Annotated in this window: 9 protein-coding genes, 2 tRNA genes and 2 rRNA genes; all 13 read left to right on the top strand. The window is 50.6% G+C overall.

The features are described 5' to 3' along the window. Window position 1: 1 nt before the first annotated feature. The 13 genes from TPET_RS03870 to TPET_RS03810 all read left to right on the top strand — a co-directional run bounded on the left by TPET_RS03870 (window position 2) and on the right by TPET_RS03810 (window position 17389). Window positions 2-223 carry a DUF4911 domain-containing protein gene (locus TPET_RS03870; protein WP_004082801.1) on the top strand — a complete coding sequence of 74 codons (222 nt, stop codon included), beginning with the start codon at window positions 2-4 and terminating at the stop codon, window positions 221-223. Next, window positions 220-675 carry a YqeG family HAD IIIA-type phosphatase gene (locus TPET_RS03865; protein ID WP_011943350.1) on the top strand — a complete coding sequence of 152 codons (456 nt, stop codon included), beginning with the start codon at window positions 220-222 and terminating at the stop codon, window positions 673-675. Before TPET_RS03870 ends, TPET_RS03865 begins: the two co-directional genes overlap by 4 nt. Then, on the top strand, window positions 672-1886 hold the full coding sequence (locus TPET_RS03860) for an adenosylhomocysteinase (protein ID WP_011943349.1): 1215 nt from the start codon (window positions 672-674) through the stop codon (window positions 1884-1886). The genes TPET_RS03865 and TPET_RS03860 overlap by 4 nt, the downstream gene beginning before the upstream one ends. After that, window positions 1883-5191, top strand: coding sequence for a reverse gyrase (rgy, locus tag TPET_RS03855; RefSeq protein ID WP_238374330.1), 3309 nt, complete (start codon window positions 1883-1885; stop codon window positions 5189-5191). The genes TPET_RS03860 and rgy overlap by 4 nt, the downstream gene beginning before the upstream one ends. Window positions 5192-5194: 3 nt before the next feature. Then, window positions 5195-7366, top strand: a complete 2172-nt coding sequence (locus tag TPET_RS03850) for a sodium-translocating pyrophosphatase (protein WP_011943347.1) — start codon at window positions 5195-5197, stop codon at window positions 7364-7366. A 58-nt stretch (window positions 7367-7424) separates the two neighbouring features. Further along, on the top strand, window positions 7425-7691 hold the full coding sequence (locus tag TPET_RS03845) for an acyl carrier protein (protein ID WP_012896156.1): 267 nt from the start codon (window positions 7425-7427) through the stop codon (window positions 7689-7691). Beyond that, the gene (locus TPET_RS03840; protein ID WP_011943345.1) at window positions 7672-8553 is read left to right on the top strand and encodes a damage-control phosphatase ARMT1 family protein; all 882 of its coding nucleotides are present in this window, start codon (window positions 7672-7674) and stop codon (window positions 8551-8553) included. Before TPET_RS03845 ends, TPET_RS03840 begins: the two co-directional genes overlap by 20 nt. Before the next feature lie 24 nt (window positions 8554-8577). Further along, window positions 8578-9429: a YitT family protein gene (locus TPET_RS03835; RefSeq protein WP_011943344.1), complete on the top strand. Its 852-nt coding sequence runs from the start codon at window positions 8578-8580 to the stop codon at window positions 9427-9429. 1 nt (window position 9430) lies between these two features. After that, window positions 9431-11641 carry a replication restart helicase PriA gene (gene priA, locus TPET_RS03830; protein WP_011943343.1) on the top strand — a complete coding sequence of 737 codons (2211 nt, stop codon included), beginning with the start codon at window positions 9431-9433 and terminating at the stop codon, window positions 11639-11641. 230 nt (window positions 11642-11871) lie between these two features. Continuing rightward, window positions 11872-13431 (top strand): 16S ribosomal RNA (locus TPET_RS03825). Window positions 13432-13473: 42 nt separating this feature from the next. Next, window positions 13474-13550, top strand: a tRNA-Ile gene (locus TPET_RS03820). A 5-nt stretch (window positions 13551-13555) separates the two neighbouring features. Continuing rightward, window positions 13556-13631: transfer RNA gene (locus TPET_RS03815), tRNA-Ala, on the top strand. Window positions 13632-13671: 40 nt separating this feature from the next. Next, a 23S ribosomal RNA gene (locus TPET_RS03810) occupies window positions 13672-17389 on the top strand. Together the 16S and 23S rRNA genes with 2 tRNA genes alongside form the textbook arrangement of a ribosomal RNA operon. The last annotated feature ends 30 nt before the right edge of the window (window positions 17390-17419 follow it).

Here is a 17419-nt window from a genome sequence, read left to right as displayed (position 1 = left end):
CATGGAATACGACGTTTACGTGAGGGTTTCAAAGGAGGATGTTCACCTTCTGAACTATCTTCTCGAAGTGGAAGAGCATATGTTCAACATCAGAAAATATGAAGATGGAGTTTTAAAGATAATCACTCCTTTTCCCGAGGAGGCCATAAAGCTCCTTGAAGGATGTAAAGAGATGGTGGATCTTGAAATCCTCGAGGTAAAGGAGAATCCCGGCGAGGCATGAAAGTCGAAAGAGTTGAAAAGGTCGAAGATATAGACTTCGAAAGTCTTTTGAAAGAAGGCTACACCTGTTTCTTTTTCGATTTCGATAACACCATTGTTCCGTGGAAAGAGAGCAAACTTGAAGAGAGTAAGAGAAGATTGTTGATCGAACTGGCAAAAAGAGCTCGTGTGATTGTTGTTTCTAATGGAAAACCAAGAAAGGTCGATCTTCCAGTCACGTTCATCTGGAGGGCGGGGAAGCCTTTCAGTCTGAAACTCTGGAGATTCTTGAAAAAGGAGAGAATCGATCCAGAGCGATGCATGATGATAGGAGATCAGATTTTTACAGATGTGCTCACTGGTAAGATTTTCGGATTTCGTGTGATAAAAGTAAAACCGATCAGTGAAAGAGAGTTCTTTGGAACAAAGATTCTGAGATTTTTTGAGAAAATACTGGAGGGAAAAGAGCGATGAAAACTGGCGAAATGAAGATAAACTGGGTTTCAAGATACATGCCTCTTTTGAACAAAATCGCTGAGGAGTATTCAAGTGAAAAACCGCTGTCTGGTTTCACCGTTGGAATGAGCATACACCTTGAAGCAAAAACGGCTTATCTTGCGATTACTCTGTCGAAGCTTGGAGCGAAAGTGGTGGTTACAGGAAGCAACCCACTTTCAACACAGGATGATGTAGCGGAAGCGCTCAGATCGAAAGGAATAACCGTTTATGCGAGAAGAACACACGACGAGAACGTCTACCGTGAAAATCTCATGAGGGTTCTGGATGAAAGACCGGATTTCATAATAGACGATGGAGGGGATCTCACGGTTATTTCTCACACCGAAAGAGAGGACGTTCTCGAAAATCTCAAAGGAGTTTCTGAAGAAACCACGACAGGCGTGAGACGTTTAAAGGCATTGGAAGAAACAGGAAAACTGAAAGTGCCTGTTATCGCTGTGAATGATTCCAAGATGAAGTACCTTTTCGACAACAGATACGGAACGGGTCAGTCCACATGGGATGCCATCATGAGAAATACGAACCTTCTCGTTGCTGGAAAGAACGTTGTGGTGGCGGGATACGGATGGTGCGGAAGGGGGATCGCTCTCCGTGCGGCAGGACTTGGGGCCAAGGTGATCGTGACAGAGGTCGATCCTGTAAAGGCTGTCGAAGCAATCATGGATGGATTCACAGTTATGCCTATGAGGGAAGCCGTTAAGATTGCTGATTTCGTGGTGACAGCCACAGGAAACACCGACGTCCTCTCAAAGGAAGATATTCTTTCACTCAAAGACGGGGCAGTTCTGGCAAACGCGGGGCATTTCAATGTGGAGATCCCGGTGAGAGTGCTGGAGGAAATTGCGATTGAGAAGTTCGAAGCGCGACCGAACGTAACAGGGTACACTCTGGAGAACGGTAAAACGGTCTTTCTGCTCGCGGAGGGAAGGCTGGTCAACCTGGCAGCGGGGGATGGCCACCCAGTAGAAATAATGGATCTGTCCTTTGCGCTTCAGATCCTCGCCGTGCTTTATCTTCTCGAAAATCATGGAAAAATGTCACCGAAGGTGTACACGCTCCCAGATGAAATAGACGAAAGAGTGGCCAGGATGAAACTGGATTCTCTAGGAATAAAGATAGATGAGCTGACAGAGAAACAGAGGAGGTATCTGAGAAGTTGGCAGTGAATTCCAAATACCATCATTCCTGTATCAACTGTGGGGGATTGAACACCGATGAAAGAAACGAAAGGGGACTTCCTTGTGAGGTTTGCCTTCCCGAGGAGTCCCCTTCTGACATTTATGGGGCCCTTCTTGAAAGAAAGACTCTGAAGGAGTATCGTTTCTACCACGAATTCTGGAACGAGTATGAAGATTTCAGGAGTTTCTTCAAGAAAAAATTCGGGAAGGATTTGACGGGTTATCAGAGGTTGTGGGCAAAGAGGATCATTCAGGGAAAGAGTTTCACAATGGTCGCACCAACCGGTGTAGGAAAGACGACTTTTGGGATGATGACAGCCCTGTGGTTGGCAGAGAAAGGAAGAAAATCTGCCCTCATTTTCCCAACCGTTGCCTTGGTGAAACAAACTCTCGAAAGACTTCAAAAGTTTTCCGATGGAAAAGTGAAAATCCTCGGTTTTTATTCCTCGATGAAAAAAGAAGAAAAGGAAAAGTTCGAGAAAAGCTTTGAGGAAGACGATTACCACATTCTGGTTTTCTCCACTCAGTTCGTTTCGAAAAACAGAGAAAAACTCTCCCAAAAAAGATTTGATTTTGTTTTCGTGGACGATGTGGATGCTGTTCTCAAGGCCTCCCGGAACATAGACACGTTGCTCATGATGGTTGGAATACCGGAAGAGATCATAAAAAAGGCTTTCTCGGCTATAAAGCAGGGAAGGATTTACGAAAGGCCAAAAAACCTGAAGCCAGGTATTCTTGTGGTTTCTTCTGCCACCGCCAAACCGCGTGGTATAAGGCCCCTTCTCTTCAGAGATCTCCTCAATTTCACCGTCGGAAGGCTGGTTTCGGTAGCAAGAAACATCACCCATGTCAGGATCTCCACCAGATCGAAAGAGAAATTGATAGAGCTGCTGGAGATTTTCAGAGATGGAATATTGATCTTCACACAAACTGAAGAAGAGGGTAAAGAGCTTTATGAGTACTTGAAAAGATTCAAATTCAATGTTGGGGAAACATGGTCTGAATTTGAGAAGAATTTCGAAGATTTCAAAGTTGGAAAACTCAACATTCTGATAGGTGTTCAGGCGTACTACGGAAAACTCACAAGAGGTGTCGATCTTCCCGAAAGAATAAAATACGTGATCTTCTGGGGAACTCCTTCCATGAGATTTTCACTGGAATTTGACAGAGCACCGAGGTTTGTTCTTGCCAGGGTTTTAAAGGAAATGGGTTTGATAAAAGCTCAGGAGAACCCAGATGTCGAGGAGCTCAGAAAGATAGCGAAAGAGCATTTAACTCAAAAAGAATTCGTTGAGAAAGTGAAAGAAATGTTCAGAGGAGTGGTTGTTAAAGATGAAGACCTGGAGATGACCATCCCAGATGTTTACACATACATACAGGCGTCTGGGAGATCCTCCCGAATACTGAACGGTGTACTGGTCAAGGGTGTTTCTGTGATCTTCGAAGAAGACGAAGAAATTTTCGAATCGCTGAAAACAAGGCTCCTTCTCATCGCAGAAGAAGAAATAATAGAGGAGTCCGAAACGAACTGGAAAGAACTGGTTCACGAGGTAGAGGAAAGCAGAAAAAGAATTGAAGGGGAACTGACCGACACATCAAAATCTCTCCTGATCATTGTGGAGTCTCCGACCAAAGCCGAGACGCTCTCCAGGTTCCTTGGAAGAGCTTCTTCTCGGAAAGAGAGAAACATAATTGTCCATGAAGCGGTGACAGGCGAGGGAGTGGTACTCTTCACCGCGACGAGGGGACACGTCTACGATCTTGTTACAAGGGGAGGAATCCACGGAGTAGAAGAAGAAGATGGAAAATTCGTTCCCGTGTACAACTCTCTGAAAAGATGCAGGGATTGTGGATATCAGTTCACGGAGGATAGGGATGAGTGTCCTGTATGTTCTTCGAAAAACATAGATGATAAGACAGAAACGCTCAGAGCCCTAAGAGAGATTTCTCTGGAGGCAGACGAAATCCTTGTGGCAACAGACCCGGATGTTGAAGGAGAGAAGATATCCTGGGATGTGACTCAGTATCTTCTTCCGGCCACCAGATCTTTGAGGAGAATAGAAATGCACGAAATCACAAGATACGGTTTCAAAAAAGCGAGGGAAAACGTCCGGTTCGTTGATTTCAATCTGGTGAAGGCACAGATCGTGAGGAGAGTGCAGGACAGGTGGATAGGGTTTGAACTCAGTGGAAAACTGCAGAAAAGATTTGGAAGATCGAATCTCTCGGCAGGCCGGGTGCAATCCACCGTTCTGGGATGGATAGTAGAGAGAGAAGAAGAATACAAAAAGAGCGAAAAGGATTTCACTCTCCTTGTTCTGGAAAACGGTGTGAATCTGGAAGTCGAAGGGAAAATCGCAGATGACGTGGTAACCGTTGTAGAACTACAGGAAGTCGAAGAAGAAAGAAATCCGCTACCACCCTACACAACGTCTTCGGCACTATCAGAGATTTCACAAAAATTGCGGCTCGGTGTTCAAGAAGTGATGGACATCCTTCAAGATCTTTTTGAAAAAGGTTTCATCACCTATCACAGAACGGATTCAACAAGGATTTCTCTTGAAGGTCAGAACGTCGCGCGAACCTACCTCAAGAAGATAGGAAAAGAGGATATATTCATGGGAAGAAGCTGGTCAACAGAAGGTGCTCATGAGGCGATAAGGCCCGTGAAGCCTATAGATGCCAGGGAACTCGAGGAGATGGTCGAGGAAGGTTTGATAGCCGATCTCACCAAGAAACATTTGAGAGTTTATGAACTCATCTTCAACCGCTTTCTTGCCAGTCAATCCGCGGCTGTGAAGGTGAAGAAACAGATCGCAACGGTCGAATTGAATGGCAAACGGTTAGGAATAGAACAGATAATCGAGGTTTTGAAAAACGGCTGGAATCTCTTCGTGCCGTTAACAGTTTCTCCAAGATTTGAACACAGAAACTACAAGATAAAAGAAAAAAAGTTTTACAAAAAACACACCGTTCCTCTCTTTACTCAGGCTTCTATTGTGGAAGAAATGAAGAAAAGAGGTATTGGAAGACCTTCTACTTATGCAAAAATAGTAGAGGTGCTTTTCAGAAGAGGCTATGTGTACGAAGACAAATACAAAAGAGTTCGACCAACCAGACTTGGTGTAAAGGTTTATTCCTATCTGAAAGAGCGTTATGAGAAATACGTCACAGAAGAGACCACACGAAGATTAGAGGAGATCATGGATAAGGTGGAAAGGGGAGAGGAAGATTATCAAGCAACTCTGAGGCTTTTATATGAAGAAATAAAATCTCTCATGGAGGAGGGGTAATGTATGTGGCTGCTCTTTTTAATTCCGCTTGTTGCACTCGGTTTTGCTGCCGCAAACTTCGCAGCCGTCGTCAGAAAACCAGAGGGGACCGAGCGGATGAAAGAGATTTCCTCTTACATCAGAAGTGGAGCAGATTCCTTCCTTGCACACGAAACAAAAGCCATTTTTAAAGTTGCCATCGTCATAGCGATACTCCTCATGATCTTCACAACCTGGCAGACGGGTGTGGCGTTTCTCCTGGGAGCCGTTATGAGTGCATCTGCTGGTATTGTGGGAATGAAGATGGCCACCAGGGCAAACGTCAGGGTGGCGGAGGCTGCCAGAACCATAAAGAAGATAGGCCCCGCTCTGAAAGTGGCGTATCAAGGTGGAAGCGTTATGGGTCTTTCCGTTGGTGGATTCGCTCTGCTTGGACTCGTTCTGGTGTATCTGATCTTTGGGAAGTGGATGGGACAACTGGACAATCTTAATATATACACGAACTGGCTTGGAATAAACTTCGTTCCTTTCGCGATGACCGTTTCTGGATACGCCCTTGGATGTTCAATCATTGCCATGTTCGATAGGGTCGGTGGAGGAGTTTACACGAAGGCCGCTGATATGGCAGCCGACCTCGTTGGAAAAACCGAATTGAACCTCCCGGAAGACGATCCCAGGAATCCGGCAACGATCGCAGACAATGTGGGAGACAACGTGGGAGACGTTGCGGGGCTCGGAGCGGACCTTTTGGAGAGCTTTGTTGGAGCGATAGTTTCTTCCATAATCCTCGCTTCTTACATGTTCCCGATCTACGTTCAGAAGATAGGTGAGAATCTGGTACATCAGGTACCAAAGGAGACGATACAGGCGCTCATAAGCTATCCTATCTTCTTTGCTCTTGCCGGTCTCGGCTGTTCGATGCTTGGAATACTGTACGTGATCGTAAAGAAGCCATCTGATAATCCTCAAAGAGAACTCAACATCAGCCTCTGGACATCTGCGCTGCTCACAGTTGTCCTCACAGCCTTTCTGACGTATTTCTATCTGAAAGATCTTCAGGGACTCGATGTAGTTGGATTCCGATTTGGAGCCATCTCACCTTGGTTCTCAGCGATCATAGGTATCTTCTCGGGAATCATCATAGGATTCTGGGCCGAGTATTACACGAGTTACCACTACAAACCGACCCAGTTTCTGAGCAAATCTTCTATCGAAGGGACCGGAATGGTCATTTCGAACGGACTTTCACTTGGTATGAAGAGCGTGTTTCTCCCCACTCTAACACTTGTTCTTGGTATCCTCTTTGCTGATTATTTTGCGGGTCTCTACGGTGTGGCAATTGCCGCGCTTGGAATGCTTTCGTTCGTTGCAACATCCGTCTCTGTTGACAGCTACGGTCCCATTGCGGACAACGCGGGTGGAATAAGCGAAATGTGTGAACTGGATCCCGAGGTCAGAAAGATCACGGATCACCTCGACGCGGTCGGTAACACCACCGCAGCCATAGGAAAGGGATTCGCTATAGGATCCGCTATATTTGCAGCGCTTTCACTCTTTGCGTCTTACATGTTCTCCCAGATCAGTCCTTCTGATATTGGGAAGCCTCCTTCACTCGTGCTTCTTCTGAACATGCTCGATGCGAGGGTCATAGCAGGCGCCCTCCTTGGTGCAGCCATCACATATTACTTCAGTGGATATCTTATTTCGGCAGTTACCAAGGCAGCTATGAAGATGGTGGATGAGATCAGAAGACAGGCTCGAGAAATCCCAGGACTGCTGGAAGGTAAGGCCAAGCCTGACTACAACAGGTGTATTGAGATCACCAGCGACAACGCTCTGAAGCAGATGGGTTACCCTGCGTTCATAGCGATTCTCACACCACTTGTAACAGGTTTCCTCCTCGGGGCAGAGTTCGTTGGAGGAGTGTTGATAGGAACGGTTCTCAGTGGTGCAATGCTCGCAATTCTGACGGCCAATTCTGGAGGAGCCTGGGACAACGCGAAGAAGTACTTGGAAGCGGGTAATCTGGAAGGGTACGGAAAAGGTTCTGAGCCACACAAGGCACTGGTCATAGGAGACACGGTTGGAGATCCTCTCAAGGACACCGTTGGACCTTCCCTTGACATTCTCATGAAGATCATGTCGGTAGTTTCGGTGATAGCAGTTTCCATATTCAAACACGTTCACCTGTTCTGATTGATGGGGGCTTCGGCCCCCTTTAAAATTGTGATAGGATTTCATGGGGGGACTTCACGTGGAGAGGAAAGAGCTCATTGCGAAATTTGTCGAAATCGCGTCAGAAAAGATGGGAAAAGATCTTGAAACGGTCGATGAGGAAAGCACTTTCGAAGAGCTTGGATTCGATTCGATAGATGTGATAGATCTTGTGATGTTCTTCGAGGATGAATTTGCCCTGAGAATAGAAGATGAGGAAATATCGAAAATCCGAAAGGTTAAGGATCTGATCGATATCGTTATCAGGAAGCTGGAGGAGATCGACGATGAGGTATCTGAGAGCTGACGAAAGATGTTTGATCTGCAGTCTCAGACAGGCGGAGAATCTTCTGAAAAAAACCATCACTTCTCCCGAAAAGAGATGGGTGATCTTCAGAGAAGTTTTCAGGATTATGAGTGAGATGAAGTGGGGTATGAAGCCTCTCGAAGTGAACGGAGAGGTTCACAGGTTCATAATGGAGTACATAAAGGAAAGGGATCCATTCAAAGAGGAGAAAAGAAGATCAAACGATATGGCCATGAAACTCGTCGAAATGTTCAGACCAGAAATTTTGAACTCCCCCGATCCTGTGTATTCCGCCGCAAAACTCGCCGTTTCGGGAAACCTGATAGATCTCGGGATCCCGGGATGGAGTGTTGATGAAGTTTTTGAAAAACTACACGAGGCTTACGAAAGACCGTTCGACAGAGAAGACTTCGAGGATTTCAGGAACGCGATAATGAGCGCTTCAACACTGTTCTATGTGGCTGACAACGCAGGGGAAATCGTGTTTGACAAATTCTTCATAGAAGTTCTGAAGATGGAAAATCCATCGTTGGAGGTAGTTGTGGCGGTTCGTGGCAAACCCATTATCAACGATGCAACCATTGAGGATGCGAAATACATCGGTTTGGAAGAAATCGCAACTGTTATTAGCTCCGGGGTGGATGAGCCTGGTGTCATGCTTGACAAAGCGAGTGAAGAGTTCAGAAAGGCGTTTTTCGAGTTCGATGTCGTGATCTCCAAAGGGCAGGGAAACTTCGAAGGTCTCTACGAAGAGGAGAAAAAGAATCTCTTCTTCCTCCTGACGGCAAAGTGTGATTTCGTTGCCGAAGTACTGAACGTTCCTCTGGGTGGTAAGGTCTTCATCTCTTCTTCCTCCCTCTGATTTTTCTCATGGAGGTGAAAGAAGTTGATAGAAAAAATCAAAGAGTACGTGCTGAGTACTCTTGGAACGTTGATCACTGCCGTTGGACTCGTTGTTTTCCTCATACCGAACGATATAGCAGCCGGTGGGGTGAGCGGTCTTTCGATGATACTTCACAGTTTCGTACCGATCCCCGTTGGTGTGTGGATGTACATACTCAACGGTTTGCTCTTTTTGATAGCTTTCTTGACGATAGGATTCGATTTCAGTGCGAAGACCATTTATTGCACTTTTGTTTTTAACTTCTTCGTGGATTTTTTCGACCGCATCATTCCCCTTCCAAAGTACAACGGTGACGATCTGTTTCTTGCCGTGTTTTTTGGGACCATCCTCACAGCTTCCGGCCTTGCCATAACTTTCTCTCAGAACGCTTCCACGGGAGGAACGGATATTCTGGCCAGAATTCTGAACAAGTACTTCTGGATATCGATGGGAACGGGGTTGCTCATGGTGGATGTTGCGATAGCGGTACTTGCAGGACTTGTTTTCAGTGCCAGAACAGGCATGTACGCACTTCTTGGAGTTATTTTGAACGGTATAATGGTGGATTTCATGATGAGAGGTATTGAGCAGTCGAGTGAGGTGATCATTATCTCTGAAAAATGCGACGATATAAAAGACTTTGTGCTGAACGTTCTTCAAAGAGGGGCTACTTACATTCCCGCAAAGGGAGCTTACACCGGCAAAGAAAGGAAGATACTTCTGGTGGTGGTGAGGAGAAGGGAATTGAACGAACTGATCAGGTTCATAAAGAAGGCTGATCCAAAAGCCTTCGTCATAATCAAGGAAGTGAGGCAGGCCCTTGGAGAAGGGTTCAAAGAACTGGAGGAGTTGTGAGATGTACTACAAGGTGGCTGTCTCCGGTTCGGGAAAAGTGCTTAATGTTTTCTCTTCAGAAGAGCTTTTGACTGGTGAAAGAGTGTGGTTGAAGTGGCGAAATGAAAAAGTCAAGGGCTACGTACTGGAACGATCATTTTCACACGAAAACGAAGCAACGCTCAGTGAAAGGGACGGTAAAAGTTTTCTAAGCGAAGGACATGTGAAAATAGCAGAATGGGTGTCTGAAAGGTTTTTCTCACCTGTAGGAATGGTTTTCGATCTGTTTTTCCCACAGGGTATCGACGATTACAAGGAGGAAGTGGTTGTTTCGGAGAGTCCGTTTCTGGATTTCGACAGGATGACTCTGCGCGATTTTCTTGAAACTTTCGGGGAAAAAGCTCTGAAAGAAATGGTGAAAAAAGGCCTGGTGAGGGTGGAGAAAAATTTCTATGTGAAAGAGCCAAGACCTCGTGTGAAAAAACGATTGTTTCTGAAAAAGGGAATAAGTGAAATCGTTCGAGAACATCTAACTGTGAAGCAGAGAATGGTGGTGGAATACCTTCAATTCAACGATGGGGTCCCTCTTGAGGAGCTGCTGGAGGATCTGGAGGTTTCAAAGAGTGTGATTGAAACTCTTCAAAGGAAGAATATAGTAGAAATAGTGAGTGGTGACGTTCTTCCAAAAAAGAGAAGGATCCTTCGCGGTGATTTCAAAGGAAATATCTCGAAGGAAAATCTTTTTTTTGGTCCTACTGGAAGTGGAAAAACCGAGGCTTTGTTCGAGTTGATCGATGTGTATTCGAGGAAAGGAACTGTGCTTTTCCTCGTACCGGAAGTTTCTGTTCTCACCCACACGCTTTCACGTCTGAAGGGAGCCTTCCCGGACTTGAAAATAGGGATTTATCACAGCTACCTTTCCAGAGCGAGGAAAAATCTGGAATGGTACAGGGCGGTTAGCGGAAAAATCGATGTGCTTTTGGGAACACGCAGTGCTGTTTTTGTTCCAGTTAAGAATCTTTCCCTCTTGATAGTCGACGAAGAACACGATGAGAGTTTTTATCAACACACTCGACCTTCTTACGATGCCATCGTGGTTGCAAGGAAAATCTCTGAAGTTTTCGATGTTCCCATAATTCTGTCTTCTGCAACACCGGATTTGTGGACCTACAGAGAGGCAAAAGAGGGTCGCATCAGGACGTTCAATTTTACGAGAAGGTTCGGGAGTTTGTCTGTGGAAGTTGTCGATATGCGAAATGAAGAGAAGATAGGAAGTTTTGCGAAAAAGACCCTTGACAGAATAGAGGAGACCCTCGAGGAAGGCAAGAGAGTTCTCATCTACGTAAGGAGAAAAGGTTTCTGGGGTCGTGTCCAGTGTGAAGTGTGTGGGTACGTGCTCAAATGTGAGAATTGTGATGTGTCTCTGGTGTACCATTCAGATACGCATTCCTTGAAATGTCATCAATGTGGGCGTGAGTACGGATTGGTTGAATCCTGTCCTCGCTGTGGAGGGCGTCTCGTCGGAAGAACAGCGGGAACAGAAAGAGTGGAAAGGGAACTGAAAAGGTACTTTCCGACTCGCAGGATAGCGAGAGTCGATAGAGAGGTTGTCGATAACATCATGGAGCTGGAAAGTTACATAGACAAATTGATCAGAGGCGAGATAGATATACTCGTTGGAACCAGGTTGATCACAAAGAGTCTCAGTGTACCCGAAATAGGTCTCGTATGTATCATGGATGTGGATTCTTTGATCTTCAACCCTGATTATTCGTCTTCGCTTCGTACGTTTCAGTTGGTCGTTCAGGCACTTGGGAGAGCATCAAGAGGAGATCAGGGGAAGGCGATTATCCAGACTTACAACCCGGAGGACACGATCATCAGAAAAGCTCTGGAAGAAGATGTGAACGGTTTTTATGCCGAGGAACTCGAAAGAAGAAAAGCCCTTGGTTATCCTCCATATCGTCACCTCATTCAGGTTGCTGTGAAGTCCAAGAATCCGGAAGTTGGAAAGAATTCTCTGACTTCTCTAAAAGAATTTCTGAAAGGCGAGGAGGTTCTTGGACCCGTTGAGCACTGGGTTTTCAAACTGAGAGGATTCTACAGGCACCATCTCATTGTGAAAACAGAAGACTTGGAGAGAGTACTTCCAAAACTGGAAAAAGCGTTGAGAATACTGGGAATCGATGCGATTGTTCGGGTCGATCCACCCACGCTCGAGGTATCAGATTAATCTTGATGTTACTTTATCGTATCTTTTTCTTAATTGAAAGAGGTTGAAGGGGGTGCTATTATTAATCTCGGCGACGTTGAGATGAAGGGTCTTCAGAAAGCAGAAAAGAAGAATAGAACCCGGAAAGAGAAGTTACGAACTCAGAGCCGAAGCAAACTTCAAGGTTTTTGTCCCCGGGTCATTGAAATATGGATAGCAGCCCCCCAGTTTGTTGAGCCTGGATCGAATCTTATATGGAGGGTTTGATCCTGGCTCAGGGTGAACGCTGGCGGCGTGCCTAACACATGCAAGTCGAGCGGGGGAAACTCCCTTCGGGGAGGAGTACCCAGCGGCGGACGGGTGAGTAACACGTGGGTAACCTGCCCTCCGGAGGGGGATAACCAGGGGAAACCCTGGCTAATACCCCATACGCTCCATCAACGCAAGTTGGTGGAGGAAAGGGGCGTTTGCCCCGCCGGAGGAGGGGCCCGCGGCCCATCAGGTAGTTGGTGGGGTAACGGCCCACCAAGCCGACGACGGGTAGCCGGCCTGAGAGGGTGGTCGGCCACAGGGGCACTGAGACACGGGCCCCACTCCTACGGGAGGCAGCAGTGGGGAATCTTGGACAATGGGGGAAACCCTGATCCAGCGACGCCGCGTGCGGGACGAAGCCCTTCGGGGTGTAAACCGCTGTGGCGGGGGAAGAATAAGGTAGGGAGGGAATGCCCTACCGATGACGGTACCCCGCTAGAAAGCCCCGGCTAACTACGTGCCAGCAGCCGCGGTAATACGTAGGGGGCAAGCGTTACCCGGATTTACTGGGCGTAAAGGGGGCGTAGGCGGCCTGGTGTGTCGGATGTGAAATCCCACGGCTCAACCGTGGGGCCGCATCCGAAACTACCAGGCTTGGGGGCGGTAGAGGGAGACGGAACTGCCGGTGTAGGGGTGAAATCCGTAGATATCGGCAGGAACGCCGGTGGGGAAGCCGGTCTCCTGGGCCGACCCCGACGCTGAGGCCCGAAAGCCAGGGGAGCAAACCGGATTAGATACCCGGGTAGTCCTGGCCGTAAACGATGCCCACTAGGTGTGGGGGGGTCATCCCTCCGTGCTGAAGCTAACGCGTTAAGTGGGCCGCCTGGGGAGTACGCCCGCAAGGGTGAAACTCAAAGGAATTGACGGGGGCCCGCACAAGCGGTGGAGCGTGTGGTTTAATTGGATGCTAAGCCAAGAACCTTACCAGGGCTTGACATGCCGGTGGTACCTCCCCGAAAGGGGTAGGGACCCAGTCCTTTGGGACTGGGAGCCGGCACAGGTGGTGCACGGCCGTCGTCAGCTCGTGCCGTGAGGTGTTGGGTTAAGTCCCGCAACGAGCGCAACCCCTGCCCCTAGTTGCCAGCGGTTCGGCCGGGCACTCTAGGGGGACTGCCGGCGACGAGCCGGAGGAAGGAGGGGATGACGTCAGGTACTCGTGCCCCTTATGCCCTGGGCGACACACGCGCTACAATGGGCGGTACAATGGGTTGCGACCCCGCGAGGGGGAGCCAATCCCCAAAACCGCCCTCAGTTCGGATCGCAGGCTGCAACCCGCCTGCGTGAAGCCGGAATCGCTAGTAATCGCGGATCAGCCACGCCGCGGTGAATACGTTCCCGGGCCTTGTACACACCGCCCGTCACGCCACCCGAGTCGGGGGCTCCCGAAGACACCTGCCCCAACCCGAAAGGGAGGGGGGGTGTTGAGGGAGAACCTGGTGAGGGGGGCGAAGTCGTAACAAGGTAGCCGTACCGGAAGGTGCGGCTGGATCACCTCCTTTCTAGGAGATGAACGGGGGCTGCTATCCATATTCCAATGGCTCGGGCTCGTAGCTCAGCCGGTCAGAGCGCACGCCTGATAAGCGTGAGGTCGGTGGTTCAAGTCCACCCGAGCCCACCATTGGTGGGGACGTAGCTCAGCTGGGAGAGCGCCTGCTTTGCAAGCAGGAGGTCAGGGGTTCGAATCCCCTCGTCTCCACCAAGGTGAAGGGTCATTGAAAACTGCATAGGGGAAAGTAGGAGGTCAAGGTACTAAGGGCACGCGGTGGATGCCTTGGCGGCGGGAGGCGATGAAGGGCGTGGCAAGCTGCGATAAGCCCGGGGGAGCCGCAAGCAGGCGTTGATCCCGGGATTCCCGAATGGGGAAACCTGGGTGGCCGTTGAGGCCACTCGCCGCCGAAAGGCGGTGCGATACCGGGGGAAGTGAAACATCTCAGTACCCCGAGGAAAAGAAATCAACCGAGATTCCCCTAGTAGCGGCGAGCGAACGGGGAGGAGCCCAAACCAGCGTGGTGTCAAAGCCCGTGGGCGTTGCCACGCTGGGGTTGCGGGACACGGCCGGGCGAGGCCACGGACTCGCCGGGGAGTTACAAATCCCTCCTCTAGCCGAACCACCTGGGAAGGTGGGCCGGAGAGGGTGACAGCCCCGTAGGCGAAAGGGGAGGGACTCCCTGGGCCGTGCTCCCGAGTACCGCGGGACACGTGGAATCCCGTGGGAAGCTGGGGGGACCACCCTCCAAGGCTAAATACTACCCGCCGTCCGATAGTGCACCAGTACCGTGAGGGAAAGGTGAAAAGCACCCCGGAAGGGGAGTGAAAGAGGACCTGAAACCGCGTGCCTACAAGAAGTCGGAGCCCCCATTTGGGGGTGACGGCGTGCCTTTTGATTAATGAGCCCGCGAGTTGCCGTCGGTGGCGAGGTTAAGCCGATGAAGGCGTAGCCGCAGCGAAAGCGAGTCCGAACAGGGCGTTCAGTCACCGGCGGCAGACCCGAAGCCGGGTGAGCTACCCCTGGGCAGGGTGAAGGTGGGTTAAAACCCACTGGAGGCCCGAACCGGTGGACAGTGAAAAGTCCTCGGATGACCTGGGGGTAGGAGTGAAAAGCTAACCGAACCCGGTGATAGCTGGTTCTCCCCGAAATGCATTGAGGTGCAGCCTCGGGCGGTCTGTGCAGGGGGTAGAGCACTGATGGGGCTAGGGGGGTTTCCTCCGAACCCCGTCAAACTCCGAATTCCTGCACACAAAGCCCGGGAGTGAGCCCGCGGGGGATAAGCTCCGCGGACGAGAGGGGAACAACCCAGACCGCCGGCTAAGGGCCCGAAGAGGTGGCTAAGTGGTAAAGGATGTGGAGTGCCTAAGACAGCTGGGATGTTGGCTTAGAAGCAGCCATCATTTAAAGAGTGCGTAACAGCTCACCAGCCGAGGCGCTCTGCACCGAAAATGTAACGGGGCTCAAGCCACCCCCCGAAGCCGCGGGTCAGTGCCTCCGGGAGGTACTGGCGGTAGGGGAGCTTTCCGCTGTAGGGTGAAGGCGGACCCGCGAGGGCCGCTGGACGAGGCGGAAGTGAGAATGCGGGCATGAGTATACGAAAGGAGGGTGAGAATCCCTCCCCCCGTAAGCCCAAGGGTACCTGGGGAAGGGTCGTCCGCCCAGGGTTAGCCGGGACCCTAAGGTGAACCCGAAAGGGGTAGCCGAAGGGAAGCCGGTTAATATTCCGGCGCCATCTGCGGTCGATGGTACGAGGGGTGACGCAGGAGGGTAGGCGCCGGGGGCAAGTGGCATGCCCCTCCAAGCGGTTAGGGCGATGACGGGCGTAGGTAAATCCGCGCCCCGAGCCTGAGCCGTGATGGGGAGGTCCCTTCGGGGACCAACGGCGCTGACCCCACACTGCCGAGAAAAACCTCGCGTACCGCTTGAGACCGTAGGTGCCCGTTCCGCAAACCGACACAGGTGGGCGGGCTGAGAAGGCTCAGGGGAGCGGGTGAACCCTCGCCAAGGAACTCGGCAAATTGGCCCCGTAACTTCGGGAGAAGGGGTGCCGCGTTAGGGTGAACCCAGGGGAAGGGGCAACCCGGAAACTGGGGGAGCCCGAGGCGGTCGCAGTGACAAGGCCCTGGCGACTGTTTACCAAAAACACAGGTCTCTGCTAACTCGGAAAGAGGAAGTATAGGGACTGACGCCTGCCCAGTGCCGGAAGGTTAAGGGGAGGGGTGAGGCTCCTCTTGTGGGAGCGTAGCTCCGACCCGAAGCCCCGGTAAACGGCGGCCGTAACTATAACGGTCCTAAGGTAGCATTCGCTGCCTGCCCACAGGGAAACCTGTGGGGCAATACCCGGCTGTATGCGGGGAAGCCCTTAGAGCCCTTCTTACCTGGGGGCTGCGGCCAGCCCAGGTAAAAATGGAAGGGATTGGGTAATCCGCAGGAAACCCCGTGAGGGGGATCCTCAGAGACTGTACGCCGGGCATCCAGTCCCCGTGAGAAGGGGTGGAAATCTTGGATCTCAAACCTGATTGGGTTGTTGGATTCGTCGATGGTGAAGGCTGTTTCTATGTGGGTGTTAATAGAAATCGCACCATGAAAACAGGTTACCAGGTTCTCCCTGAATTCAGGATCGTTCAACATGAAAGAGATATACAGGTTTTGTACGCATTGAGGAAGTTTTTCGGATGCGGTGTTGTTCGAAGAAACCACGATGATCGATACGAGCTTCGGATCCGGAAGAGATCTTGCTTGAAAAAAGTAGTGGAGTTTTTCGAAAAACACCCTCTGAAAACGAAGAAGAACGTCGACTTCAAGAAATTCAGAAGGATAATCCTGATGATGGAACGGGGAGAACACCTGACGAAAGAAGGTCTCATCAAGATCCTGGAAATAGCCATGGAAATAAACACAGGTAATCACGAGAGACTACGACGAGTCCTTGAAGAGATCCGGGGACTGGATGAAGATACAGTCCACCCCCATTCCGAAAGGATGGGATAAAGGTGAGCGAAATTCCTTGTCGGGTAAGTTCCGACCTGCATGAATGGCGTAACGACTGGGGCACTGTCTCGGCGGGGGGCCCGGTGAAATTTCAGTCTGGGTGAAGATGCCCAGTACCCGCGGCTAGACGGAAAGACCCCGTGGAGCTTTACTGCAGCCTGGTATTGGGCTCCGGTGCATCGTGTATAGAATAGGTGGGAGGCTGTGAAGCCGCCTCGCCAGGGGCGGTGGAGCCGCCAGTGGAATACCACCCTCGGTGCACTGGAGTTCTAACCTGACCCTGTGAAGAGCAGGGTGGGGACAGTGCCAGGTGGGCAGTTTGACTGGGGCGGTCACCTCCTAAAAGGTAACGGAGGTGTGCAAAGGTCGGCTCAGGTGGGTTGGAAATCCACCGCAGAGTGCAAGGGCATAAGCCGGCCTGACTGCGAGGCCGACAGGCCGAGCAGGGGGGAAACCCGGCCCTAGTGACCCGGCGGTCCCGTGTGGAAGGGCCGTCGATCAACGGATAAAAGTTACCCCGGGGATAACAGGCTGGTCCCGCCCGAGAGTTCACATCGACGGCGGGGTTCGGCACCTCGATGTCGGCTCATCCCATCCTGGGGCTGAAGCAGGTCCCAAGGGTTGGGCTGTTCGCCCATTAAAGGGGTACGTGAGCTGGGTTCAGACCGTCGTGAGACAGGTCGGTCCCTATCTGCCGCGGGCGTAGGAGGCTTGAGGGGGGTCCTCCCTTGTACGAGAGGACCGGGAGGAGGGGGCCTCTGGTGTACCGGCTGTCGCGCCAGCGGCATACGCCGGGTAGCTATGCCCCTAAGCGATAACCGCTGAAAGCATCTAAGCGGGAAGCGCGCCCCAAGATTAGGCCTCCCATCCCGTTAAGGGAGTAAGGCCGGTCCGAGAAGAGGACCTTGATAGGCCAGGGGTGTAAGCGCCGCAAGGCGTTGAGCCCACTGGTACTAATCGGCCGAGGCCTTGACCTCCGAAATCCCCTATGCAGTTTCCAGTGACCC

It is taken from the genome of Thermotoga petrophila RKU-1 (genome assembly GCF_000016785.1).
GTDB lineage: Bacteria > Thermotogota > Thermotogae > Thermotogales > Thermotogaceae > Thermotoga > Thermotoga petrophila.
Note: the sequence above shows the minus strand (reverse complement) of the source record. Positions and strands in the feature narration are given on the sequence as shown.